The organism is Cryobacterium sp. AP23 (genome assembly GCF_054075385.1).
This window is the reverse complement of record NZ_CM133415.1, coordinates 2,037,436-2,061,681: the sequence shown is the minus strand read 5'-3', so window position 1 is coordinate 2,061,681 and position 24,246 is coordinate 2,037,436. Positions and strand designations below refer to the sequence as shown.

The following is a 24,246-nucleotide window of genomic DNA, read 5'->3' as shown; positions in this document are numbered from 1 at the left end:
CAGAAGCCTAACGTTCGAGAACCACGGCCAGGCCCTGGCCGACGCCGATGCAGATGGCGGCAACGCCGATGCCGCCGCCGTTGGACTCGAGCTTGCGGGCGAGCTGGCCGATGATGCGGGCACCGGACGCGCCGAGCGGGTGCCCGATCGCGATCGCGCCCCCGTCCACGTTGACCTTCTCCGGGTCGAGGCCGTCCCAGAGACGGATGCAGGAGAGCGCCTGGGAGGCGAACGCCTCGTTGATCTCGACGACATCGACATCCGCCCAAGTCAGGCCCGCCCGGGCGAGCGCGATGTTCGCCGCCTCGACCGGGGCGATGCCGAAGATGTTCGGATCGTTCCCGGCGACGCCGCGGGAGACGATCCGGGCGATCGGGTCGCCCAGCCCGGCATTCTCGCCGGCGATGAGCAGGGCCGCGGCGCCGTCGGTCAACGGACTGGAGTTGCCCGCGGTGACCGAGCCGTCGGGACGGAACGCCGGCTTGAGGCCCACGAGGGTGTCGACGGTGGTGTCGCTGCGGAGGCCCTCATCGGTGCTGAGCGCTGCGCCGGGCACCTGCACGATCTGCCCGTCGAAGGTACCGGCCGCCCAGGCGGCTGCCGTGAGCCGGTGGCTGCGCGCGGCGAAGGCATCCTGCTCGGCGCGGCCGATGCCGAAGCGGTCGGCGAGGATCTCGGCGGTCTCGCCCAGCGGGATGGTCCAGCGCGGGTCCATCGCCGAGTTCACCATCCGCCAGCCGAGGGTGGTGGAGTAGAGGGTGTCGTTGCCGGCCGGGAAACCCTTCTGCGGCTTCTGCAACACCCACGGGGCGCGGCTCATCGACTCGACGCCGCCGGCAAGCATTACCCGGGCGTCGCCGGTCTCGATGGCGCGGCTGGCCTGGATGACGGCCTCCATGCCGGAGCCGCACAGCCGGTTGACGGTGGCCCCGGGAATTGACGTGGGGAAGCCGGCCAGCAGCGCGGCCATGCGGGCGACGTTGCGGTTGTCCTCGCCGGCCCCGTTCGCGGCGCCCAGGATGATGTCGTCGATCGACTCCACCGCCAGCCCGGGGTTGCGGCGGGCGATCTCGCCCACGACGAGGGCCGCCAGGTCGTCGGGGCGGATGCCGGCGAGCGCCTTGCCGTACCGGCCGAACGGTGTGCGGACGTAGTCGTAGATGTAACTGGAGGTGGACGTGGCGGGGGCCATGGTCATCCCTTTCCGGTGGCGTCGGTGAGCGGCAGGTTGGTGAGGGTGCGCAGGTCGTCCACGGTGGTGGGGCCGAAGAGTTCGGTGACGCTGACGCCGGTCGTGCGGTCGATGTCGAAGACGGCCACCTCGGTGTACACCCGGGTGACGCAGGCCAGGCCGGTGACCGGGTAGGTCAGTGACTCGACGAGTTTGGGCTGGCCGGTCTTGGTGCTGAGTTCCATCATCACGAACACGTTCTTCGCGCCGACGGCGAGGTCCATCGCCCCGCCGACCGCGGGGATCGCGCCGGGCGCGCCGGTGTGCCAATTGGCCAGGTCGCCCTGCACCGACACCTGGAACGCACCCAAAACGGCGATGTCCAGGTGTCCGCCGCGCATCATGCCGAACGAGTCGGCGTGGTGGAAATAACTGGCCCCGATGGTCTCGGTGACGGGGATCTTGCCCGCGTTGATGAGGTCGTCGTCGATCTCGTCGCCGTGCGCTTCCGGTCCCATGCCGAGCAGGCCGTTCTCGGTGTGCAGGATGACGTCCTGCTCGGGGGTGAGGTAGTTCGACACGCTGGTGGGAATGCCGATGCCGAGGTTGACGTAGGAGCCGGGCGGGATGTCGACGGCGACGCGCTGGGCCATCTCGGCCCGGGTCAGGGGTGCTGCGGTGGACATCTACTCTGCCTCTTTCTCGACCAGGACGACCCGGTTCACGAAGATCCCGGGTGTGATGACGTTCTCGGGGTCCAACTGCCCCAGCTCCACGATTTCCGGCACCTGCACGATCGTCGTCGCGGCGGCCGTGGCCATCACCGGACCGAAATTGCGGGCCGTCTTGCGGTACACCAGGTTGCCCAGGCGGTCGGCGCGGTGCGCCTTGATCAGTGCGTAGTCGGCGCGCAGCGGAGATTCGAAGACGTAGTCGCGGCCGTCGATGGTGCGGATCTCCTTGCCCTCGGCCAGCAGCGTTCCGTAGCCGGTGGGGGTGAAGAACCCGCCGATGCCGGCGCCGGCCGCCCGGATGCGTTCGGCAAGGTTGCCCTGCGGAACCACTTCGAGCTCGATCTTGCCGGCCCGGTAGGTCTCGTCGAAGATCTGCGAGTCGGCCTGCCGGGGGAAAGAGCAGATGATCTTCCGCACGAAGCCGCTCTTGATCAACAGGGCCAGGCCGACCTCACCGTTGCCGGCGTTGTTGTTCACGATGGTGAGGTCCCTGGCGCCGTGGCGGATGAGCCCGTCGATGAGTTCGACCGGCTGCCCCGCCTTGCCGAAGCCGCCGATCATGATCGTCGCGCCGTCGGGAATGTCGGCCAGCGCCGCATCCACGCTCTCGGAAATCTTGGAAACCATGACGCCTCGCATTAGTTCGCATGATGAACAGTTGTTCGCATCATAGTACGCCTAGCATGCGGCTCGTCAGGGCGTCGGGAGGCTGGCCAGTTTCAGCAGGGCCTGCAGCCCCTGCGGCGTGCCGGGCCAATGCCGCTCGATGGCTGCGGCGCCGGCACCGTCTAGGACACCGCCTGGTCGGTAGCGAGTCGAAGGGTGAGGCGCACCACATCCGGGCCCAGGCGCAGGGCGTCGATCGCTCGCTACGCCCGCCCTTTCAGGATCAGGTTCCAGTACACCCACGGCAGGATGTGCCGGTCGAAGACCCAGGCCAGCCGGCGCTCCCGCGCCAGTCCCGGCCAGAACGGGATCGTCGGCTGCGGCCGGTAGTCGTCGTCGAACTCGGCGAAGACCACCGTGGACCGGGAGACGGTGAACGGGCAGACCGAATAGTCGTCGTAGGTGTCTTTCGGGGCCTTCCCCTGGAGCACATGGCTGAGGTTCTTGGCCAGCACCAGGGTTTGTTTGCGGAGCGCGCCACCGGACTTGGAGTTGCGGGTGGCGGCGGCGTCGCCGAGCGCCCAGACGTTGGGGAACCGGGCGTGCCGCAGGGTCTCCGGGTCGACCTCGACGAAGCCGTTCGGGTCACCCGCGGCCGGCAGCGCCGTCGCCTTCACCCAGTCCGGCGCCGATTGCGGCGGCACTGCATGCAGGACGTCGTAGGGCACGGTTTCACGTTGGCCACCGTCCAGCCGGCCGATCACAGCGGTGCGGTTCTCGGCATCCACCTCGATCAGGTGCCTGTCGGTTCTCAGCTCGATGCCGTATTCGGCGATCTTGCGATTGAGTTCCTCGTCGATCAGCGGCATGCCGAACACCGTCGGGTCGGGCACGACCAGGACCACCCGGATGTCCTGCAGGACGCCGGTGGCACGCCAATAGTCACACGCGAGGTACATCGGCTTCTGCGCGGCGCCGGCGCAGCTGGCCGGGCCGGCCGGCTGGGTGAAGACGACGGTGCCGCGCCGGATGTCCCGCAGGAGCCGGGATGCCTTTGCTGCCAGGTCGAACTCGTAGTTCGAGGCACCCGACGGCGACGCCATGGCGTCCGCCAGTCCCGGCACCCGGTCCCAGTCCTTCTGGATGCCCGGGCAGACCACGAGGTGCTCGTAGGCGAGCCGCCGGCCGGAGGCGAGCAGCACCGTGTTCGAGGTCGGCACCACGTCGGTGACGCGGTCCTGGATCCACTCGACGCCGCGGGGCATCACGGAGCCTTGCGGCCGGGTCGCCATGCCGGCGCGCGCGGTCCCGCCCGCCACATGGGAGAAGAGCGGCTGGTAGAGATGGTGCTCGCGCGGCTCGACGACGACCACGTCCTCGACACCCAGCCGGCGGAGCCGTCCCGCCACGGAGAGGCCGGCGTTCCCGCCGCCGATCACCACCACCCGATGCCGATCGGGTCCCATCGCGTCCGCACTCCCTGGCTGGTCTGTTCCGCTGCGCAAAGACATGAGCCGACCCTAGACGCTGCCTCTGACACCCACCACCCCGCGTGCACGGGCCGTGGCCCGACCGGGTTGTGGGGGATCGCTAACCTAGAGCCTTCCCCATCCGCCGCCCGCGAGGAGCACCCCCACCCATGCCGACGGTTGCGCTGGAGCCTCGCTATTTCGAACGGATGGGCTCCTCGCTCGGCGACAAGGCGCAGATGGTGCTGCCCCACCTGCGTGGCCCGAGGGTGCTGGATGTCGGAGCCGGCGGTGGCGAGCTCACCGCCGCGATCGCGGCGGCCGGCTTTCGGGCATCCGCCCTGGACGCCGCACCGGACGCCATCACCAGGCTGACCGCGCTGGGCGTGTTGCACGAGGTGCGGCGCGGCTACGCCGAGCAGGTGCCGCAGCTGTTCCCCGAGCCGTTCGACACCATCGTGGTGAGCGCCCTGATGCACGAGGTGTACTCCTACGGCACGTCGCCGGAGACCGCTGAGCCCCTGCTCGGGTACGACGCGGTGTCACTCTCCTTGACCCGGTTCCGGGAGCGCCTGCGTGACGGGGGCCGGCTGATCATCCGCGATGGAGTCATGCCGGAGCGTCCCCTGGAGCCGGCGACCGTGGATGGGTTGTCACCGGCGGACATCGAGGCGTTCCACGACTACCTGCGGCGCAGCCCCCATCCGTTGTTGCGTGCCCTGCACCTGCGCGGGCGTAGCCTGACCGGGCAGACGTTGACAGGAACCCGGCACGCGATCGCCGAGTTTCTCTTCACGCTCACCTGGGGCATCGAGACGTTTCCGCGGGAAGCCCTGGAGCGCTATCAACTCTTCACGCTGGCCGGGTACAGCGACTTCGTCGTCGACCGGGGATTCGATCTCGTGCACAGTGAAGCGGTCACTCAGCGCGGATACGTCGACGCCCTGGCGCACCTCAACATCACGAGCGGCGACCGACCATGGTTCCCGGCCACGAACGGCCTATGGGTGTTCGAGAAGCGGGCAGGCTCGCTCGAGGTGTCGCGCACGCTATAGCCGGCTGATGTGCTGTGCCGGGCCTGGTGAATGGCGCCCAAAAAGTTCTCCACAGGCTTGCTTTTCGCCAGACAAACATTCGTTATTGAGCTATTCTCACTACATGTCCACCATCGCAGACACATTCACCCCCGGCACGGCGCTAGACGCCGTGCCGGAGGCGGTCGTGCCCGCTGATTCACTGGTCGCCGCGGTCGAAGCGGTCGAACATCTGGGGGCCTGCAGCACCGATTACGACGCCCTCACCGATGCCGAACTTCTCGCCGGCCAGAAGGACCTGGCCCGCTTGCGTCAGCTGGTCGAAACCCGGCAGACCTGGATGGCGAAAACGCTCCAGCACCGGTCCCGGCCGGAGCTGGGCCAGCAGGGCCTGGCCCAGCAGCAAGGCTTTCTCAATCCGGCTGACCTGATCCAGGACTTGACCGGCTCCACCCGGCAAGACGCCCGCAAACTCGTGGATGTGGGCCGGATGCTCGCCGACACCGAAGCCGCTGACGCTCGGGCCGCGGAGGAAGAGCGAGCGCGGCGGGTGCTCGATGAAGCCGATAGAAGCGACGGCGCGGATGGGTTGGACACGCCACCCGGCCTGTTCGAGGACCTGGCATCACCGCCGGAGCCAGTCGCACCGCCCTGGTACGCGCCTATCTCGCGCGCCGTGGCCTCCGGCGCCCTCTCGGTCGCCGCCGCGCACGCGATCCGCCACGGCCTGGGTGATATCGACACCGTCGTCACCGCGGAGAAGCTCGCCGACGCCGTCCAAACGCTGCTGCTCGAGGCCTCCCGGATGACCGTGGACGAACTGCTCAAGCGCTCCCGCCGGATGCGCGACAGCCTCGACGAGGCCGGCATCGCGGTGCGGGAGAAGAAGGCCTGGGACGACCGCTACCTGAAGGTGTGGAAGATCGACACCGGCCAGGTCCACCTCCACGGGCTGTTCCCGCCGGAGCAAGGCCAATACATCCTGGACCTCTACGACAGCCTCACCGGCCCCCGCCGCGGCGGCGTCCGGTTCGTCGACCCCGACCGGGCCGCCTGGGCCAAAGCCATCCAGGACGACCCCCGAAGCACCGACCAGCTCACCGCCGACGGCTTCCTCGACCTCCTCAAAGCTGGCAGCACCGTCAACCCCGACCGGATGCTCGGCGGCCGCACCCCTGCCGTCCGGATCCTGACCACCGCCACCCCGAAGGCTCCGGCAGCGGAGCCGACCGAGGCCTTGGTCGCGATCCCGGACGGCACCGGCCACGGCTTCCTCGAAGGCAACCCGGCCCCGGTCTCCCAGGAGACCATCGACCGGATCATCTGCACCTCCGGCACCGTCGAGGTCACCTTCGACACCGACGGGCAACCCCTGAACCTCGGGCGGGAAGAACGCATCTTCAGCCAGGCCCAACGCATCGCCCTGGCGGCTCGCGACGGCGGCTGCATGTGGGGCGACTGCGACAAACCCCCGTCTCGCACCGAGGTGCACCACCTCGACCAGTGGCTCCGCGACCACGGCAGTACAGACATCCGCCTGGGAATCCTGCTCTGCCCACCTCACCACCTGCTGCTACACAACCAGGGCTGGCAGATCTTCGAGCACCACGGCACCTACTGGCTCCGGCCCCCGGCCTCGGTCGATCCCGGCCAAACGCTCATACAACTGCGCAGCAAGAGCCCCGCAGCCCACGAGCAGCACGACCGGCACTGAGCCAGCGACACAGACGCATGTCGTGGCGCTCGAGAGCTCTTCTGGCGGGGTTGGCTAGAAGAGGTGGCCGTAGCCGAGGGCGACGAGGTTGTCGTAGGAGGTCTGCAGACACTCCAGCGGTGTGCGGCCGTAGTGCTCGTCCTGCTCGACGAGCAGGTAGCGCGCGCCGATCTCCTCGCTGGCATCGATGATCGACGGGAAGTCGAGGTTGCCCTCACCTACCTCTGCGAACTGCACCACACCGGTGAACGCGGCCATGAACGCGGGGAAGTCCCCGGTCGAAAGTGCCTCGAAGGCGGCGGGCGGGATCTGCCCGATGCGGTAGTCCTTCAGGTGCACCATCGACACCCGCTCGCCGTACTTCTTCAGCGTGGTGACGGGGTCCAGTCCGCCGCGCTGAACCCAGTGCACGTCGATCTCGAGGCCGAGCAGCGGGGCGCGCTCGGCGATGATGTCGAGCAGCAGTTTCCCGTCGTACTTCGCGAACTCGATGTGGTGGTTGTGGTAGTACAGCCCGATGCCTTGTTCCTGCAGCCGGGCGGCCACCTCGTTGGTGGCGTCGCAGAACTCGAGCACGGCATCCAACGAACCCATCGCGGAGAACGGCAGCATGCCGATGCGCACCATGGACGCATCCAGGGTCTTGGCGTCGTTGACGATCTTGTCGAAGTCGGTGGTGAGGGATTCGCCCGGGATGCCCGGGGTCACCGTCAGGGAGGCCGACAACGAGGCGATGTCCATGCCCAGCTCGGTGCGCGCCCGGCCCAGTTCGGCGACGTTGGCGGGCGTCATCGGGATCTGCGAGATCTCCACGGCGTGGTAACCGATCTCGCTCACCTTGCGCAAGGTCTCGAACGCCCCATCCGCCGCGAAATTGTCCTTGAGCATCATTGCTTGAACGCCGATTGTGGCCATTACGGTCGTACTCCTTCAGTAGTTGCACAACAACTGTTCCCCATGCGGACAAATGGTCCCGGTGTGCCGGGTGCAATTGTCCGCAGGGGCAACAGTTGCGGGGTGGGATGAGGCGGGTTTAGCGGGTCGAGCAGGCGGGCTAGAGGCGGGTGCCCCAGGTGTTGCACCAGACGTTGTCGTTGTGGGTGCCCTGGAACTCGGAGGCCCCGATGATCTTCTGCACGGCGGCGTGGATCGCCTCGCGGCTGGGGTTGTGCGCGTGCACCATGGTCTTGACCATCGGCACGTCGATGAGGTGGTTGGGCTGGTTCAACGACACGAAGACCGTGGGCACCTCGGTGACATACCAGGGGATCTCGGCCGCCATCGGCGTCGACCACTTGATGCGCACGCTGGCCTCCTGGGCGAAGCCGGCCACGTTGGCGAACATGATGGCCGCGTCGTACTTGTCGGTGTATGAGCCGTTGGCCTCCTCCGACATGACGGTGTGGAAGTAGACGTGCTCCTCACCCTCCGCCTTCCGCTGCGCGGCGTCCTTGAACACGTGCACCTCGAAGCCGGCCTGCTCCAACTCGTCCTTCGCGATCTGCAGGTAGGAGTTCGGGTCGGTGCCGGTGAAGTCGGCCGCCCCGGAGACCCCGTAGAGCCGGATGCGCCGGTGTGTCTCCGGACGCAGCGGCAGGTTGCCCTGGGTGTCCTTGACCAGCGTCACGGTCTTGTCGGCGATGGCCGCGGCCACGGCGTGGTGCTCCGGCGAGCCGATCACGGCCAGCGCCTCCGGCCCGGGCACGAGCTGGTCGCGCGGTGTGGTGTGCAGTCCGAGCGAGGCCTTGAGGCCCAGGATGCGCTCGAGCGCCTCCTGCAACCGCTCGGCGCTGATCACCCCGGTGCGGATGCCCTCCCGCATGTACTCGGTGTCCTCGGCGGGGTCGCGGAAGAAGAGGAACATGTCGCAGCCCGCGGCGACCGCGGCGGGAACGGCGTCGCGGCGGGGCATCGCCTGGGTCATGCCCACCATCATCGACGCATCAGTGAGAATGAGCCCGTTGAAGCCCAGCTCGCCGCGGAGCAGGTCCTGCAGCAGCTCGGGGGCGAGGGTGGCGGGCATGATCTCGGCATCCGTGATGCCGGGGCGGAACTTGCGGGAGAGTTCCGGGGCGCCGATGTGTCCGATCATGATGGACTGCACGCCGTAGTCGATCAGCTCGCGGTAGACCCGGCCGTAGCTCGCGTCCCACTCGTCGACGCTCAGGGTGTTGTAGCTGGTGACGACGTGCTGGTCGCGCTCGTCGATGCCGTCCCCGGGGAAGTGTTTCATCGCGGCGGCCATGTTGGACTCGGACAGGCCGTCGAAGTACTCCTTGGCCCGCTCGATCACGATCTCCGGGGTGTTGCCGAAGGCGCGGGTGCTGATCACGGTGTTGCGCCAGTTGTAGTGGATGTCCACGATCGGCGCGAAGGCCCAGTTGCAGCCGAGCGCCGCGGTCTCGGCACCGCCGACCCGGCCCATGTCGCGGGCGATGGACTTGTCGGGGTGCGAGCCCGCCTGCAAGTGGGTGGAGACCAGGGTGCCGTCGTCGATGCTGCCGAAGCCGCCCATCTCGGGGTTGGACGCGATCAGCAGCGGAACCTTCGACCGGGACTGCACGTGCCGGATGTGCTCCTGCACCGTCGTGGAGTCCGACCCCATGTAGCGCATGCCGCCCACGTGGTAATTGTCGAGCACGCCGTCGAGGTAGCCGGGAGCGAAGTTGGTGTTGAGGTTGATGAAGAGCTGCCCGATCTTCTCATCGGGGCTGAGCGAGGCGATGGTGGCATGCACCCATTCGATAGCGGCCGAATCGAGATTGAACGGCTTCGCGCTGAGGTCGACCATGCCACATCCTTGTGTGTGAAAAACGAGCGGTGAGTGGGCACGGTACGGTGCCTCACAATCTATGTCACACCATCCCCACCCATTCTGTCAACCGGTTGCCAAAATCGGCGGGGTCAGCATAGAGTGAGCACACCTCGCGACGAATCTGTCGCGAAGTTCCCAACGAAGCGAACCACGACGGAGGTCGTCACACCGTGTCAGAATTGCAAACCGTCGCCTGGACCCTCTCGGGCTTCGGCGATGAGATCGACCCCGACCCGGCCGTGCAGGTCGCCGTGCTCAAGGCACTGGGCGCCAGCCACATCGAGGTCCGTAGTGCCTGGGGCACCAACGTCGTCGACCTCGATGACGACCAGCTGAGCGCCCTGGCTACACTCCTCACCCGCGAAGGCATGGCGGTCTCCGCGGTCGCCTCGCCGATCGGCAAGGTCGACGTCGCCCTCGACGCCGAGCTCGAGGTCGCCAGGCTCGCCCGCATCATCCGCGTCGCCCACGCCCTGGGCACCCCGAACATCCGGGTCTTCTCCTTCTTCCGCGCCCCCGGCGTCGCCGTGGAGAGCATCCGTGACGGCGTGCTCAGTCGGATGCGCCTGCTCGCCGACCTGGCCGAGAAGGAGGGCGTCACCCTCCTGCACGAGAACGAGAAAGACATCTACGGCGACACCCCCGAGCGTGTGCTCGACCTGGTGGAGAGCGTCGGCTCGCCCGCCCTCCGCCTGGCCTGGGACAACGCCAACTTCGTGCAGGTCGGCGTCAGGCCGTTCAGCGACGGCTACGCGAAGCTCCGCCCCTACCTCGACTACCTGCAGGTGAAGGATGCGGTGGCCGCCACCGGCGCCGTCGTTCCGGCCGGCCAGGGCGACGGTGAACTGCGCGAGACCCTCACGGCCCTCCGCGACGACGGCTACACCGGCTTCGCCTCCCTCGAGCCGCACCTGGCCAGCCAGCACGAACTCGGCGGCTTCTCCGGCCCCACCGCGTTCGGCGAGGCCGCGCGAGCCTTCGCCGGGCTCCTGGCCGACCTCGGCGTGACCACCAAATGAGCGCCACCGCACCCGCCGGGGCGCCCGCCGTACGCCGCGTGGCCGTGATCGGCTGCGGGGACATCTCCGCCCTGCACTTCGACGCCATCGCCGAAACGACCGGCGTCGAACTCGTCGGCGTCTGCGACCCGCACCCTGGCCGCCTGGCCGCTGCGGCCGCGGAGCAGAACGTGCCGGGCTTCGCCAGCCATACCGAGCTCTTCGATACCGTGCGCCCGGATGCCATCCACATCTGCACGCCGCACCACCTGCACGCGTCCATCGCGATCGACGCGCTCGAGCGCGGCATCCACGTCGTGATGGAGAAGCCGCTGGCGCACACCCGGGCCGAGGGTGACCGGCTCGTCGCCGCGGCCGAACACGGCAGCGCGAAGATCGCGGTCTGCTTCCAGAACCGCTACAACGCCCCCGTGCAGGCCGCGGCAGCCCTGCTGGCCTCGGGCGAGCTGGGCGCCGTGATTGGGGCATCCGCCACCGTGATCTGGCACCGCGCCGCCGAGTACTACCTCGACCGGCCCTGGCGCGGCCGCTGGGCCACCGGCGGCGGCGGGCTGCTGATGAACCAGGCCATCCACACGCTTGACCTGTTGCAGTGGCTGGTCGGTGAGGTCGTGGACGTGCGCGGCAACGCGAGCACCCGGGCCCTCGGCGACACCATCGAGGTCGAAGACACCGCCGAGATGGTCCTCGAACACGCCAACGGCGTACGCAGCGTCTTCTACGCCACCCTGGCCAACGCGGTCAATGCCCCGGTCACCATCGACATCGTCACCAAGAAGGCCACCCTGAGCCTCCGCGGCGCCCTCACCGTCACGTATCCGGATGGCCGGGTCGACGTTGTCGAGGAAGCCGCGGTCGCCGTCGGCGCCCGATCCTACTGGGGCGTCTCCCACCAGCTGTTGATCCAGGATTTCTACGCCCGGCTCGATGAGCCCGAAACCTTCTGGATCAGCCCGGTCGAGGCGCAGCGATCGCTCAACATCATCCAGGACGTGTACGACCAGACCTACCCGGAGCGTGCGCTTGACGACACGCTCGAGAACGAACGAGAGGCAACACCACTATGACGACGACAGTTCGCTTGGGCATCATCGGGCTCGGCGCCCAGGGATCGATGTACGCCAAGTTCATCACGGACGGCCTGGTGCCCAATATGGTGGTCGCCGCGATCGCCGACATCGACCCGGCCAAGGCGGATGTCGCCGCGGCGGAGTACCCGGACGCACGATTCTTCACCGACTACCTCGAGCTGCTCGACAGCGGCGAGGTCGACGCGATCGTCACCTGCGTGCCGCACTTCCTGCACCCGCAGATGGGCATCGACGCGTTGACCCGCGACATCCATGCCTTGGTGGAGAAGCCGGCCGGGGTGTACACCAAGCAGGTCGCCGAGCTCAACGCCTTCGCCACCTCGAAGCCGCAGCTCAGCTTCGGCATCATGTTCAACCAGCGCAACAACCCGCTCTACATCCGCCTCAAAGAGATCGTCGACAACGGCGAGATCGGCACCATCCTCCGCTCGAACTGGATCATCACGAACTGGTGGCGCCCGCAGGGCTACTACGACCAGAGCGCCTGGCGGGCCACCTGGGGCGGCGAGGGCGGGGGAGTCCTGGTCAACCAGGCCCCCCACCAGCTGGACCTCTGGCAGTGGATCTGCGGAGTACCGCAGTCCGTTTACTCGAAGGTGTCCTACGGCTTCCGCCGCAACATCGCCGTGGAAGACGAGGTGACCGCCCTGGCCGACTTCGGCAACGGCGTGACCGGCGTCTTCGTCACCGCCACCCACGACCTCATCGGCACCGACCGGTTCGAGATCCTCGGCGATCAGGGCAAGATCGTCGTCGAGAACTCCAAGACCGCCACGGTGTCGCGGCTGAAGAAGCCGGAGCGCGAGCTCAGCGAGAGCATGGACATGAGCGACGTCATGAAGCTGTTCATGGGGCAGCTGGACACCGACGAGCTCTACACCCAGGAGACCATCGAGTTCGAGTCGGCCTGGGGCGCGCAGCACGCCGGCGTGCTCGAGAACTTCGCCGCGAACATCCTCGATGGCACCCCGTTGCTGGCTCCCGGCTCGGACGGCATCAAGGGTGTGCGCCTGGCGAACGCCATCCACCTCTCCAGCTGGACCGGCAAGGAGGTCGCGCTGGACTTCGACGAGGATGAGTTCCTCGCGGCCCTGAACGAGCGCATCCGGGCGGAAGGCACCTTCCCCGAACGCAGCTGACCCGGTAGACGCCCGAACGACGGCCTTTCCGCACCCCGCACACCGGGGTCCGGGGAGGCCGTCGTTCGTGCCCGGATGCCCGCCAGATAACAATTGACAACATTTCACAGATCAATCTGACAATCGGTTGCCAAACGTGGAGACGCTGAGATAGCGTTGCGAATCAATCGGCCCGGACCTCGTTTTCGCGGGCTTGGCAACCGGTTGCAATCCTCAGTGTCGAGACCTCCCCAACAGCACAGGAGCTAACAATGAAGTTTCCCTCCCTGGCGACAGCCGTCGCCATCCTCACCGCCTCAGCGCTCGCGCTGACGGGCTGTGCCTCCAGTGGCACGAGCTCCGAGCCGTCATCGTCGGCCGCGGCCGCAACGGGCGGCACCCTCACCATCGGGACCCTGGCCGACGTGAAGTCGTTCGACCCGACGCAGGCCCACATCGGCCACTACGTGCAGTACTACCAGCCGGTCTACGACTCGCTGCTGCGTCGCGAGGCCGACGGCACGCTGGTGCCGATGCTCGCCACGGAGTGGGAGTACAACGACGACAACACCGTCCTCACGCTCACCCTGCGCGACGACGTCACCTTCACCGACGGTACCGCGCTGGACGCGGACGCCGTCAAGGTCAACCTCGACCGATTCCCGCTCGGCAACGGCCCGCAGGCCTCCACTCTCGCGCAGGTCGCCACGGTGGAAGCCACCGACCCGACCACCGTCGTGATCACCCTCAACGCGCCGGACCCCGCACTGCTGGGCTACCTCGGCAACGCCGCTGGCTTCATCGCCAGCCCCACGGCCATCGAGGCCGGCAGCATCGCCACCGACCCGATCGGCAGCGGCCCGTACACCCTCGACAAGGCGGCGACGGTTGCGGCCTCGCAGTACACCTTCGTCAAGAACCCCGACTACTGGGACCCGTCCCTGCAGGTCTACGACACCATCGTGCTCAAGCCCATCCTCGACACCACCGCCATGCTCAACGCGCTGGTCTCCGGCCAGGTCAACGCGGCGCTGCTCACCCCCAAGACGCAGGCCCAGGCCGCCGCGGCCAACCTCACCGAATACCAGTACCCCACCGACTGGCAGGGTCTGCTGATCTTCGACCGCGACGGCGCGATGGTTCCCGAACTCGCCGACGTCAAGGTGCGCCAGGCCATCAACTACGCGATCGACAAGGACACCCTGCTGGCCCAGGTCGGCAAGGGCCTCGGCACCGTCACCAGCCAGCCGTTCGGTGAAGGCACCGACGCCTACGAGGAAGACCTCGACAGCGCCTACCCGTACGACCCCGCGAAGGCCAAGAAGCTGATGAAGGAGGCCGGCGTCGGCGAATTCTCCGTCACCATGCCCACCGTCTCGGGCTTCTTCGACCCCGCCCTCACCGCCGGCATCGGCCAGAACCTCGCCGACATCGGAATCACCGTCAACTGGGAGAACGTGGCCGGCACCGACCTGGTCTCCAGCATGGTGCAGGGCAAGTACGCCATGAGCTGGTTCTCGCTCTTCCAGGGGTCGCCCTGGGTCGCGGCCAACCAGATCATCACGCCCAACGCCACCTACAACCCGTTCCACACGACGGATGCGAAGGTGGACGAACTCGTGAAGGCGATCCAGTTCGGCTCGGCCGAGGAACAGGCCACCGCCGCCCAGTCCCTGAACGAATACGTCGTCGACGAGGCCTGGTTCGCGCCGTTCTATCGCCCGTCGCAGGTGCTCTTCACCGACAAGAACACCACGACCGAGCCGCAGCTGCAGCAGGCCGTTCCCTCTATCTACTCCTACGCTCCCGCGAAGTAGCAGTAGCCCGGGTCCCCGCCTCATGGCGGGGACCCCCCTGAACCACCCAACCACCTTCAACGGAGCAGATATGGTTTCCTTCATCTTCCGACGCCTGGTTTCCGGCGTCGTGGTGCTGTTCGTCGTTTCGACGCTGACATTCTTCCTGCTGTACTTCTCGGCCACGAGCGTCGCCCGCAACATCCTCGGCGAATCGGCGACCCAGGCGCAGGTGCAGCTCAAAGAGGCCGAGCTCGGCCTCGACCAGCCCCTCATCTCCCGCTACTTCTCCTGGTTGGGCGGTGTCGTCCAGGGCGACTTCGGGGTCTCCTGGTTCACCAGCCAGCCGGTGGTCGGCAGCATCCTTGGCCGCCTCCCCACCACCCTCTCGATCGTGCTCGCCACGATCGTCATTGCCGCGGTGCTCGCCACCCTGCTCGGCGTGGCCGCCGCGGTCCGCCGCGGTTGGGTCGACCGGCTGCTGCAGGTCGTCTCGATCGGCGCATCCGCCGTGCCGCAGTTCGTCGTCGCGATCGTGCTCGTCACAGTGCTCGCCATCCAGCTGCGCATCTTCCCCGCCACCGGCTACGTGCCGATGAATCAGGATGTCGGCGGCTGGCTGGCCTCCATCGCCCTGCCGATCCTCGCCCTGGCGATCGGCGCCGTCGCCTCCACCGCCCAGCAGGTGCGGAGCGCCGTGATCAACGTGCTCAGCCGCGATTACGTGCGCACCCTCCGCAGCCGCGGCCTCGCTCCCCGGGAGATCCTCTTCCGGCACGTGCTGCGGGGTGCGGCCCCGGCCGGCCTCACCGTGCTGTCGCTGCAGTTCATCGGCATGCTCGGCGGCGTGGTCGTGATCGAGCAGATCTTCGCGCTGCCCGGCATGGGCTTCCTTGCCCTGCAGTCCACCACCCAGGGCGACATGCCCGTCCTGATGGGCGTGGTCGTCTACATCGTCATCATCGTTGTCATCGTCAACCTGCTCGTCGACCTCGCGGTCGGCTGGCTCAACCCCAAGGCGCGTGTGTCATGACCGAAACACTTGCTCAGATCGACAAGCCCGAAGACGCCGTCCGCTCCGGCGTGTTCACGCGACTGCTGAAGAACCCTCTCGGCCTGGTCGCCCTCATCGTGCTCGCGCTGGTCGTGATCGCCGGCGTCCTCGGCCCACTGGTCGCACCGTTCGACCCCAACAAGGCCGACCTCGTCAACGCCCTGGTCGGGCCGGGAACCAACGGTCACCTGCTCGGCACCGACAGTGCCGGCCGGGATGTGCTCAGCCGACTGCTGGTCGGGGCGCAGAGCACGCTCCTTGCCGCAGCCCTCGCGGCGGTCGTCGCCCTGGTGATCGGGCTGCCCTCCGGGCTCATGGCCGGCTACTTCGCCGGCTGGTTCGACTCGGTCGCCAGCTGGTGCACCAACGTGCTGATGTCGCTGCCGGCGATCATCATCCTGCTCGCCGCCAGCGCCGCGCTCGGCCGGTCGGTCTGGATCTCGATGACGGTGTTCGGCGTGCTGATGTCCCCGGGCATCTTCCGGCTCACCCGCACCTCGGTGCAGGCCGTGCGGAACGAACTGTACGTCGACGCCGCCCGGGTCGCGGGCCTGAGCACCGGCAGCATCATCGGCCGGCACATCCTGTTCGTGGTCAGGGCGCCCCTGATCATCCAGACCTCCATCGTCTGCGGCATCGCCATCGCCATCCAGGCCGCCCTCGAATTCCTCGGCCTGGGCGACCCGCTCACCCCGACCTGGGGCGTCATGCTCAACGAGGGCTTCATCAACATCTACAGCTCGCCGATCCTGGCGGTCTGGCCCGGCGTAGCGATCTCCCTCACCGTGGGTTCCTTCGTGGTCCTCGGCAACGCCCTCCGCGACGCCCTCGAGGATTCCCCGAAGCACAAGCGGGCCAAGCCGATGAAGCTCACCCCGCCCAAGACCGAGCTGATCACCACGGTGGAGCTCGAGGACACCGAGCACCTGCTCACCGTCGACAGCCTCGGCGTGGGCTACCCGCAGCCGAACGGCAAGACGAAGACCGTCGTCTCCGACGTCTCCTTCCACCTCGACCGGGGAGAGGTGCTCGGCATCGTCGGCGAATCCGGCTCCGGCAAGTCCCAGACGGCGTTCTCGATCCTCGGGCTGCTGCCCACAGAGGCCGAGATCACCGGCGGCAGCATCACCTTCGACGGCGTCCCGCTGGTCTCCGCCTCCGGGCACCGCCTGTCGCAGGGCCGCCTGGCCCAGCTGCGCGGTTCCCGGATCGCGTACATCCCGCAGGAACCGATGAGCAACCTCGATCCCAACTTCACCATCGGCTACCAGCTGGTGCGCCCACTGGTGAAGGTGCTCGGCCTGTCCAAGGCGGATGCGCGGAAGCGGGCCCTGGAGCTGCTCACCATCGTGGGCATCACCAACCCGCAGCGCACCTTCGACGCCTACCCGCACGAGGTCTCCGGCGGCATGGCCCAGCGGGTGCTGATCGCCGGAGCGGTGAGCTGCAACCCCGACCTGCTGATCGCCGACGAGCCCACCACGGCCCTCGACGTGACGGTGCAGGCCGAGGTGCTCGACCTGCTCCGCGACCTGCAGGCCCGGTTCAACATGGGCGTGGTGCTGGTCACGCACAACTTCGGCGTCGTCGCCGATCTCTGCGACCGCGTCGTCGTGATGCAGAACGGCCGGGTCGTCGAGTCCGGCGACGTGCGCAGCATCCTGCGCGAACCCCAGGAGCGTTACACCCAGACCCTGCTCAGCGCGATGCTCGAGGGCAAGACGCCGATGAGCATGCTCACCGTGGCCGCGCCCGCCGCCACCCCGACCGCGAAAGCCGGCCTGTGATGACACCCACCACCCCCACCCCCACCGGCACCGCCGGCGGCGACCTGCTCACCGTCGACAACCTCGTCGTGGAGTACCCCGGCAAGGGCCTCCGGGCCAAGCCGTTCCGGGCGCTCGACAACGTGTCGATCCGCATCGGCCACGGCGAGACCCTTGGCCTGGTCGGCGAATCCGGCTCGGGCAAGACCACGCTCGGCCGGGCGCTGCTCGGCCTGGCCCCGGTCACCGAGGGCAGCATCCGGTTCAACGGCGATGACATCGGCCACGCCGGCCGCGGCAAGCGCCGCGCGCTCAGCCGTGACCTGCAGGTCGTCTTCCAGGACCCGTACACCTCGCTGAACCCGTCGATGACGGTCGGCGACATCCTCTCCGAACCGCTCACCGTGCAGGGCCGGAGCCGTTCGGATGCCCGCACCCGGGTGCGCGAGGTGCTCGACCAGGTCGGCCTGCCGCAGGACACCATCGGCCGGCTGCCCCGCGAATTCAGCGGCGGCCAGCGGCAGCGGGTCGCCATCGCCCGGGCCCTGGCGCTCTCGCCCAAGCTCATCGTCTGCGACGAGCCGGTCAGTGCCCTCGACCTCACCACCCAGGCGCGGGTGCTCGACCTGTTCCTGCAGATCCAGCGCGACACCGGGGTCTCCTACCTCTTCGTCTCGCACGACCTCGACGTCGTGCGGCACATCAGCCACCGGGTGGCCGTGATGTACCACGGCGAGATCGTGGAGCAGGGCGTCGCGACCCAGGTCACCGAGGTGCCGGTGCACCCGTACACCCAGCGTCTGCTGCTGGCCTCCCCGGTGCCGGACCCCGACCGGCAGGAAGTGCGCCGGCTCGACCGTCGCCGCCTGATCCAGATCCAAAAGGAGCAGGATGAGCCGGCCGGTGTCGCGGTGTGAGCCGGCGGGGGACTGTGGCACCATGAACTCGGGGCGTCGCGCGGCACACGCGCAACCGGTTGCTCCAGGGATGAGTGGATCGTGACTGAAGCAAAGCCCGTCCAGGCGGGGGAGTCAGACCAGGACGCCGTGCCCGCCCACGAGGCGGACGCCGCCCACCCTGTGACGACGCGCGGTGCCCGCCGGGGACGACCGGCCGCCACGATCTACGACATCGCCAAGCTCGCCGGCGTCAACCCGTCGACGGTGTCCCGCGCGCTGAGCAAGCCCGGCCGGATCAACGTCAAGACCGAGGAGCGCATCCACGCCGCGGCCAAGGAGCTCAACTACCGGCTGAACCCCATGGCCAGGGCGCTGCCCACCGGGCGCACCAGCTCGCTCGGCCTGCTGCTGGCCGACATCACGAACCCGATGTTCTTCAACGTGGTTCGCGGTGCGGAATCCGCCGCCTCGATGCGCGGCTACACCCTGCTGCTCGCCGAGTCGCAGGAATCGGCCGAGCGGGAGGCCGCGGCCGCCGAACGGTTGTCGCCCTCGGTCGACGGGTTGGTGCTGGTCACGTCGCGGTTGTCGGACGAGCAGATCATCGAGCTCGCCGATCAGCATCCGCTCGTCGTGATCAACCGTAAAGTCGACAGCGTACCGGGCATCGTGCCCGACATCGTGCCCGGCATCGAACAGGCTCTGGCGCACCTCGGCGGCCTGGGGCACACCTCGATCGGCTTCGTCTCCGGACCGGCCAACTCGTGGATGAACCGGGCGCGCTGGGAAACGCTTCTCGGGCGTGCCCCCTCCCTCGGAATGACCATCGTCGAAATCGGGCCGGGCAAGCCCACTCTCGCCGGTGGTGCCGACACGCTGGCGCGGGTGGTGGCCTCCGGCGTCACCGCCGTGCTGGCCTACAACGACCTCATGGCCATCGGCCTGATGCGCGCGGCCCAGGAGAGCGGGCTGGAGGTGCCGGGGGAGCTCAGCATCATCGGCTTCGACGACATCTTCGGTTCCGACTTCACCTCGCCGCAGCTGAGCACGGTGCGCACGCCGCTCGGCGCCATCGGCGACCGGGCGGTGCGGCTGATGATGCAGCTCCTCGATGAGGATGCCGGCGTGCCGGCTCGTCTCGCCGAGGAAACACCCCTCGTGACCGAGCTCGTGGTGCGCGGTTCGACGGGTCCCGCCGCCCGGTAACCGCCCGGCATCCGCATATCTCGCGCGGCCCTCCCGGGCCGCGTGTTTTCTCTTCGCCAGTTTTGGCAACCGGTTGACAAAACCGGCTTCCCCGTGTTCCATGAAGGAGTGACCATGAAACTTGAGCTTGACCCAGACCGACTTTTTCCCGTCGATCCGGCGACACGCGAGGTGGCCAGAGCGCTCTACGCAGACGTAGCAGCACTCCCCATCCTCTCGCCGCACGGACACGTCGATCCAGCAATCCTGCGCGACAACGTGCCGTTCCCGGACCCGGCAGAGTTGCTCATCCGGTACGACCACTACGTCACCCGCCTGATGCACGCTGCCGGCGTGCAGCTCACCGCACTCGGTATCCCCGACCGCCTCTCCGGCGCTCCGGTCGCCTCCGCGCGCGAGGCCTGGCGCACCTTCTGTGCCCACTGGCACCTCTACGCCGGCACGTCCTCCGGCTACTGGCTGCAGCACGAACTCAGTGTGCTGTTCGGCATCGACGTGCACCCGGACGAGCGGAACGCCGACGCGCTCTTCGACCTGATCCAGGCGGCCCTGGCCACCGACGCCTTCCGGCCGCGCGCCCTGTTCAGCCGGTTCGGCATCGAGGTGCTCGCCACCACTGACGACCCGATGGACGACCTCGCGGTCCACAAGGCCCTGGCCGAGGACACCACCTTCGCCGGGCGCGTGCTGCCCACCTTCCGACCGGATGCGTACCTCAACCCGGCCGCGGCCGGGTTCGCCGACAACGTGGCCCGGCTGGCGGAGTGGAACGGAACCGCGCCGTCCAGCTACCGGGGCTACATCGACGCGCTGGCCGGCCGTCGGCGCTACTTCGTCGAGCACGGCGCCGTCTCCGCCGACCACGGCGTGCTCCAGCCGCTCACCGTTGACCTGCCGGAAGCCGAGGCCGCCGCACTGTTCGAGGGCGCACGGGCCGGCACGCTGTCGGCGGCCGAGGAACACGCCTTCGGCGGCCACATGCTGCTCGAGATGGCGCGGATGAGCGTGGACGACGGACTCGTCATGACCGTGCACCCCGGCGTCTTCCGCAACCACCACAGCGACACCTTCACCCGGTTCGGCGCCGATATGGGCCACGACATCCCCGTCACCACAACCTACGTCGACGCGCTCCGCCCGCTGCTGCAGAAGTACGGCACCCTGCCCGACTTCCACCTCGTGCTCTTCGCCGTCGACGAGACCGTCTACTCCCGGGAGATCGCGCCGCTGGCCGGCTTCTACCCGAGCGTGTACGTCGGGGCGCCGTGGTGGTTCCTTGACGCACCGGATGCCGTGCTCCGGTTCCGGGCATCCGTCACCGAGACCGCGGGTTTCTACCGCGGCTCCGGGTTCATCGACGACACCCGCGCCTTCCTCTCCATCCCGGCGCGGCACGAAATGGCCCGCCGCCTCGACGCGGCCTTCCTGGCTCGCCTCGTGCGCGAGGGTCGCATCGACCTGCGCACCGCCGAACGCATCATCGTCGACCTCGTCGACACCCTCCCGCGAAAGGTCTTCAAACTGTGAGCGCCCGCACCGATTTCGTTCAAGCCGAGCCCGCCCAGGCCGACTCTGCCCGTTCCGACACCGTCCAGGCCTGTCGGCTGTCCCGCGCCGCGTACGCTGCCCGCACCCGGCAGCCGCAGAAGACCGCTCCGGTGCGGATCGTGCACCTCGGGCTGGGCGCCTTCCACCGGGCGCACCAGGCCTGGTTCACCGACCAGGTCGACACCGACGCCGAGTGGGGTATCGCCGCCTTCACCGGCCGCAACCCGCAGGCCGCACTCGAGCTGGCGCCGCAGGACGGCCTGTTCACCCTCGTCGAACGCTCGGAAACCGGGGACTCGGCGACCATCGTGTCGAGCATCGTCGAGGCCGCGGACGGCGCCAACCTCGGCCGGCTGCGTGAGCTGCTCACCGCCCCGACCACGAGCATCGTGACCCTGACCATCACCGAAGCCGGATACCGGCTCACGGCCGACGGGCGGCCCAACCTGGCCGACCCCGCCGTGGCGACCGATATCGCCTGGCTGCAGGCGGCCTTCGCGGCGGGTGCCCTCCCCGCTGCCGGCCAGGACGGCCCGACCACCACGCTGGGCCGGCTCCTGTTCGGCCTCGAGGCCCGCCGCCGTGCGGGGGCCGGCCCGCTCGCCATCGTCTCCTGCGACAACATCCCCGACAACGGCGCCTTCCTCGCCGGCGGGCTCGTCGAGCTGGCCCGCCTCACCAGCACCGTGCTGGCGGACTGGATCGAGGCCGGGATCTCGTTCGTGTCGACCTCCGTCGACCGCATCACCCCGCGCACCACGCCGGCCGACTTGGCCGCCGCCGCCGCCCTCACCGGCTGGCAGGACGACGCGGCCGTGGTCACCGAACCGTTCCGGGACTGGGTGCTCAGCGGCGCCTTCCCCGGCGGCCGGCCGGCCTGGGAGCGGGCCGGCGCCCGCTTCGTCGACGACATCGAGCCTTTCGAACAGCGCAAGCTCTGGCTGCTCAACGGCGCGCACAGCCTGCTGGCCTACGCCGGCCTGGTGCGCGGCCACGACACCGTCGCGCAGGCCATGGCCGACCCGGCCTGCCGGGGTTGGGTGAACGACTGGTGGGACGCCGTGGAACGGCACCTGCCGGCGGAGGGGCTGGATCTCCCGGGCTACCGGGCCGCCCTGCTCGCCCGCTTCGACAACGCCCGCATCGAGCACCGGCTCGGCCAGATCTCCGGCGAAGCCGTGACCAAGCTGCGGGTACGGATCGTGCCGACGGTGCTGGCCGAGCGTGCGGCCGGCCGCGAGTCGGCCGCGGGCATCCGGGCGATCGGCTCGTGGGCAGCCCTGGCCCTGGCCGGCTATCCCCTGGTGGATGCGGAGTCCGGAGCAGTGGCCGCTGCCGTGGCCACGGGGGAGGGCGATGCCCTCGAGCGGCTGGTCACCCTGGTCGACCCGAGCCTGGCGACGGATGCCACCGTCCTCGCGGCCATCCGCGCGGTCGCGACGGAGCCCCACGCCGGCTGAAAGCGGCCCCGGCCCTGATCAGGCACGGGAACCAGGAGACCCCCGCGGCGCCGCCGCGGGGGTCTTCTGTTCCCCGTGCGGACAACTGGTCCCGGCACACCGGGTGCACTTGTCCGCACAGGGAACAGTTGGAGCCGGCACGCGCGATCCCGAATGTTGGCAACCGCTTGCCAAAATGGAACGAACGTGATCTACTGAATGCACGGCACCGAGGTGCCAACGGTCTCGCACAGTCGCGAATGGGCCGTACAACGGGTAAAGGAGCCCCATGACTACCTCAGAAATCGTGAACGCGGACACCACCGCCCCCGCGACAGCCACCGCAAAGCTGAGCAAGCTCAGCATCGTCGGGTACGGCGCGGGCGATGCCGCGAACAACCTGGCCTTCACCACGGCGACGATGTTCCTGCTGGTGTACTACACGGATGTCGCCGGAATCTCCGCGGCCGCCGCCGGAACGCTCCTGCTCGTGGTGCGCATCTTCGACGCCTTCGCCGATGTTTTCGCCGGCCGGATCGTCGACCGCACTTACAGCAAGCGATTCGGCAAGTTCCGCCCGTTCATCATGTTCGGCTCGATCCCGCTGCTGCTCCTGAGCGCTGCCACCTTCTCGGTGCCGCAGATCGGCGAGACCGGCATGCTGATCTACGCCTACGTCACCTACGCCGCCCTCGGACTGGCCTACAGCCTGGTGAACATCCCGTTCGGCTCGATGGCCGGCGCAATGACCCAGAGCCCCTCCGAACGGGCCAAGCTCGCCAGCGCCCGCACCATCGGCGCCATGGTCGTCGGTGCCGGTCTCGGCATCTTCGTGGCGCCGCTGATCGTGCCGGGGGCCGACCTGCAGACCACCTTCACGATCATGACCCTGAGCTTCGTGGTCATCGGCACGGCGCTGTACTTCTTCACCGTGTTCACGGCCAAGGAGCGCGTGGTTCGCGACGTCACCAACGTGTCGTTGAAGCAGAGCCTCGCCACGCTCAAGGGCAACAAGCCGCTGTTCATGCTGTGCATCAGCTCGTTCATCTTCCTCACCGGCATGCTCGCGCTGAGCACCGTGCAGCTGTACTACCTGCGCGACGTGCTGCACGCCCTGCCGCTCTACGCCGCACTGTCGATCATCCAGCTCGTCGTCACCTTCAGCCTGGCCGGATTCGTCCCGGCGATCGTGCGCCGCTTCGGCAAGCGGGCGGCCTACATGGCCGGATGCGGCGTCATGGCCCTCGGCGGATTGATCGTCTTCGTGGCCCCGGCGGACACCGTCTGGATGGGCTTCTCCGGCCTCGTCGTCTGCCAGATCGGCATCGTCCTGGTGAACATGCTGGTCTGGGCGCTTGAGGCCGACACCGTCGAATACGGCGAGTGGAAGACCGGCGTCCGCGCCGAGGGCATCACCTACGCTCTGTTCTCCTTCACCCGCAAGACCGGCCAGGCCGTCGGTGGCGCCCTCGCGGCCTTCTCCCTGGCCTGGGGCGGCTACGCCGCCGGCGAGACCGTGCAGACCGCCACGGCCGAACTCGGTATCCGCGCCGGCGCCGGCCTGATCCCGGTCGTGGCCTCCGTGCTCGCGGTCGCCCTGATGATCTTCTACCCGCTGACCGACAAGCGCCACGCCATCATCGTTGCCGAGATCGCCGCCCGCCGCGCCGGCACCGAACACGTCGACGCGCCCATCGACCCGTCGCTCTCGACGGCGTCCTTCCGGGCCTACCGGCCGGGCAACACCCCGCCGCCGGTCGACTGACC

19 protein-coding genes are annotated in these 24,246 nt (G+C 68.5%); 13 read left to right on the top strand and 6 right to left on the bottom strand.

Going from position 1 to position 24,246, the window contains the following annotated elements:
• Positions 1-7: 7 nt before the first annotated feature.
• The 4 genes from ACU5E9_RS09830 to ACU5E9_RS09815 form a co-directional block, all read right to left on the bottom strand.
• On the bottom strand, positions 8-1,192 hold the full coding sequence (locus tag ACU5E9_RS09830) for a thiolase family protein (RefSeq protein WP_456813411.1): 1,185 nt from the start codon (positions 1,190-1,192) through the stop codon (positions 8-10).
• A 2-nt stretch (positions 1,193-1,194) separates the two neighbouring features.
• Positions 1,195-1,857: a 3-oxoacid CoA-transferase subunit B gene (locus ACU5E9_RS09825; RefSeq protein WP_456813410.1), complete on the bottom strand. Its 663-nt coding sequence runs from the start codon at positions 1,855-1,857 to the stop codon at positions 1,195-1,197.
• Positions 1,858-2,532, bottom strand: coding sequence for a 3-oxoacid CoA-transferase subunit A (locus ACU5E9_RS09820; protein WP_456813409.1), 675 nt, complete (start codon positions 2,530-2,532; stop codon positions 1,858-1,860).
• Positions 2,533-2,774: 242 nt separating this feature from the next.
• A complete protein-coding gene (locus ACU5E9_RS09815) occupies positions 2,775-3,977 on the bottom strand; it encodes an NAD(P)/FAD-dependent oxidoreductase (RefSeq protein ID WP_456813408.1) in 1,203 nt (400 codons plus the stop codon).
• Positions 3,978-4,150: 173 nt separating this feature from the next.
• Here ACU5E9_RS09815 and ACU5E9_RS09810 point away from each other — a divergent pair, with 173 nt between their 5' ends.
• Positions 4,151-5,035, top strand: a complete 885-nt coding sequence (locus tag ACU5E9_RS09810) for a methyltransferase domain-containing protein (protein ID WP_456813407.1) — start codon at positions 4,151-4,153, stop codon at positions 5,033-5,035.
• Positions 5,036-5,138: 103 nt separating this feature from the next.
• The gene (locus ACU5E9_RS09805; protein WP_456813406.1) at positions 5,139-6,728 is read left to right on the top strand and encodes a DUF222 domain-containing protein; all 1,590 of its coding nucleotides are present in this window, start codon (positions 5,139-5,141) and stop codon (positions 6,726-6,728) included.
• Positions 6,729-6,782: 54 nt separating this feature from the next.
• Here the strand turns inward: ACU5E9_RS09805 and ACU5E9_RS09800 are convergent, their stop codons facing one another.
• The gene (locus tag ACU5E9_RS09800) at positions 6,783-7,643 is read right to left on the bottom strand and encodes a sugar phosphate isomerase/epimerase family protein (RefSeq protein ID WP_456813405.1); all 861 of its coding nucleotides are present in this window, start codon (positions 7,641-7,643) and stop codon (positions 6,783-6,785) included.
• 139 nt (positions 7,644-7,782) lie between these two features.
• Positions 7,783-9,519, bottom strand: a complete 1,737-nt coding sequence (locus ACU5E9_RS09795; protein ID WP_456813404.1) for a glycoside hydrolase family 3 protein — start codon at positions 9,517-9,519, stop codon at positions 7,783-7,785.
• Between the two features lie 194 nt (positions 9,520-9,713).
• Between ACU5E9_RS09795 and ACU5E9_RS09790 the strand changes: the two genes are divergently transcribed.
• The 11 genes from ACU5E9_RS09790 to uidB all read left to right on the top strand — a co-directional run bounded on the left by ACU5E9_RS09790 (position 9,714) and on the right by uidB (position 24,244).
• The gene (locus ACU5E9_RS09790) at positions 9,714-10,562 is read left to right on the top strand and encodes a sugar phosphate isomerase/epimerase family protein (RefSeq protein WP_456813403.1); all 849 of its coding nucleotides are present in this window, start codon (positions 9,714-9,716) and stop codon (positions 10,560-10,562) included.
• Positions 10,559-11,629, top strand: a complete 1,071-nt coding sequence (locus ACU5E9_RS09785) for a Gfo/Idh/MocA family protein (protein ID WP_456813402.1) — start codon at positions 10,559-10,561, stop codon at positions 11,627-11,629. The genes ACU5E9_RS09790 and ACU5E9_RS09785 overlap by 4 nt, the downstream gene beginning before the upstream one ends.
• Positions 11,626-12,792, top strand: a complete 1,167-nt coding sequence (locus ACU5E9_RS09780) for a Gfo/Idh/MocA family protein (RefSeq protein ID WP_456813401.1) — start codon at positions 11,626-11,628, stop codon at positions 12,790-12,792. Before ACU5E9_RS09785 ends, ACU5E9_RS09780 begins: the two co-directional genes overlap by 4 nt.
• A gap of 251 nt (positions 12,793-13,043) precedes the next feature.
• Positions 13,044-14,588, top strand: coding sequence for an ABC transporter substrate-binding protein (locus ACU5E9_RS09775; RefSeq protein ID WP_456813400.1), 1,545 nt, complete (start codon positions 13,044-13,046; stop codon positions 14,586-14,588).
• A gap of 70 nt (positions 14,589-14,658) precedes the next feature.
• Positions 14,659-15,600 carry an ABC transporter permease gene (locus tag ACU5E9_RS09770; protein ID WP_456813399.1) on the top strand — a complete coding sequence of 314 codons (942 nt, stop codon included), beginning with the start codon at positions 14,659-14,661 and terminating at the stop codon, positions 15,598-15,600.
• Positions 15,597-17,408, top strand: coding sequence for a dipeptide/oligopeptide/nickel ABC transporter permease/ATP-binding protein (locus tag ACU5E9_RS09765; RefSeq protein ID WP_456813398.1), 1,812 nt, complete (start codon positions 15,597-15,599; stop codon positions 17,406-17,408). Before ACU5E9_RS09770 ends, ACU5E9_RS09765 begins: the two co-directional genes overlap by 4 nt.
• Positions 17,408-18,304 carry an ATP-binding cassette domain-containing protein gene (locus tag ACU5E9_RS09760; RefSeq protein ID WP_456813397.1) on the top strand — a complete coding sequence of 299 codons (897 nt, stop codon included), beginning with the start codon at positions 17,408-17,410 and terminating at the stop codon, positions 18,302-18,304. The genes ACU5E9_RS09765 and ACU5E9_RS09760 overlap by 1 nt, the downstream gene beginning before the upstream one ends.
• 81 nt (positions 18,305-18,385) lie before the next feature.
• On the top strand, positions 18,386-19,492 hold the full coding sequence (locus tag ACU5E9_RS09755; protein WP_456813396.1) for a LacI family DNA-binding transcriptional regulator: 1,107 nt from the start codon (positions 18,386-18,388) through the stop codon (positions 19,490-19,492).
• A gap of 114 nt (positions 19,493-19,606) precedes the next feature.
• Complete coding sequence (gene uxaC, locus ACU5E9_RS09750) at positions 19,607-21,019, top strand: glucuronate isomerase (protein WP_456813395.1); 1,413 nt, start codon at positions 19,607-19,609, stop codon at positions 21,017-21,019.
• Complete coding sequence (locus ACU5E9_RS09745; RefSeq protein ID WP_456813394.1) at positions 21,016-22,500, top strand: mannitol dehydrogenase family protein; 1,485 nt, start codon at positions 21,016-21,018, stop codon at positions 22,498-22,500. The genes uxaC and ACU5E9_RS09745 overlap by 4 nt, the downstream gene beginning before the upstream one ends.
• 268 nt (positions 22,501-22,768) lie before the next feature.
• Positions 22,769-24,244: a glucuronide transporter gene (gene uidB / locus ACU5E9_RS09740; protein WP_456813393.1), complete on the top strand. Its 1,476-nt coding sequence runs from the start codon at positions 22,769-22,771 to the stop codon at positions 24,242-24,244.
• Positions 24,245-24,246 lie beyond the last annotated feature (2 nt).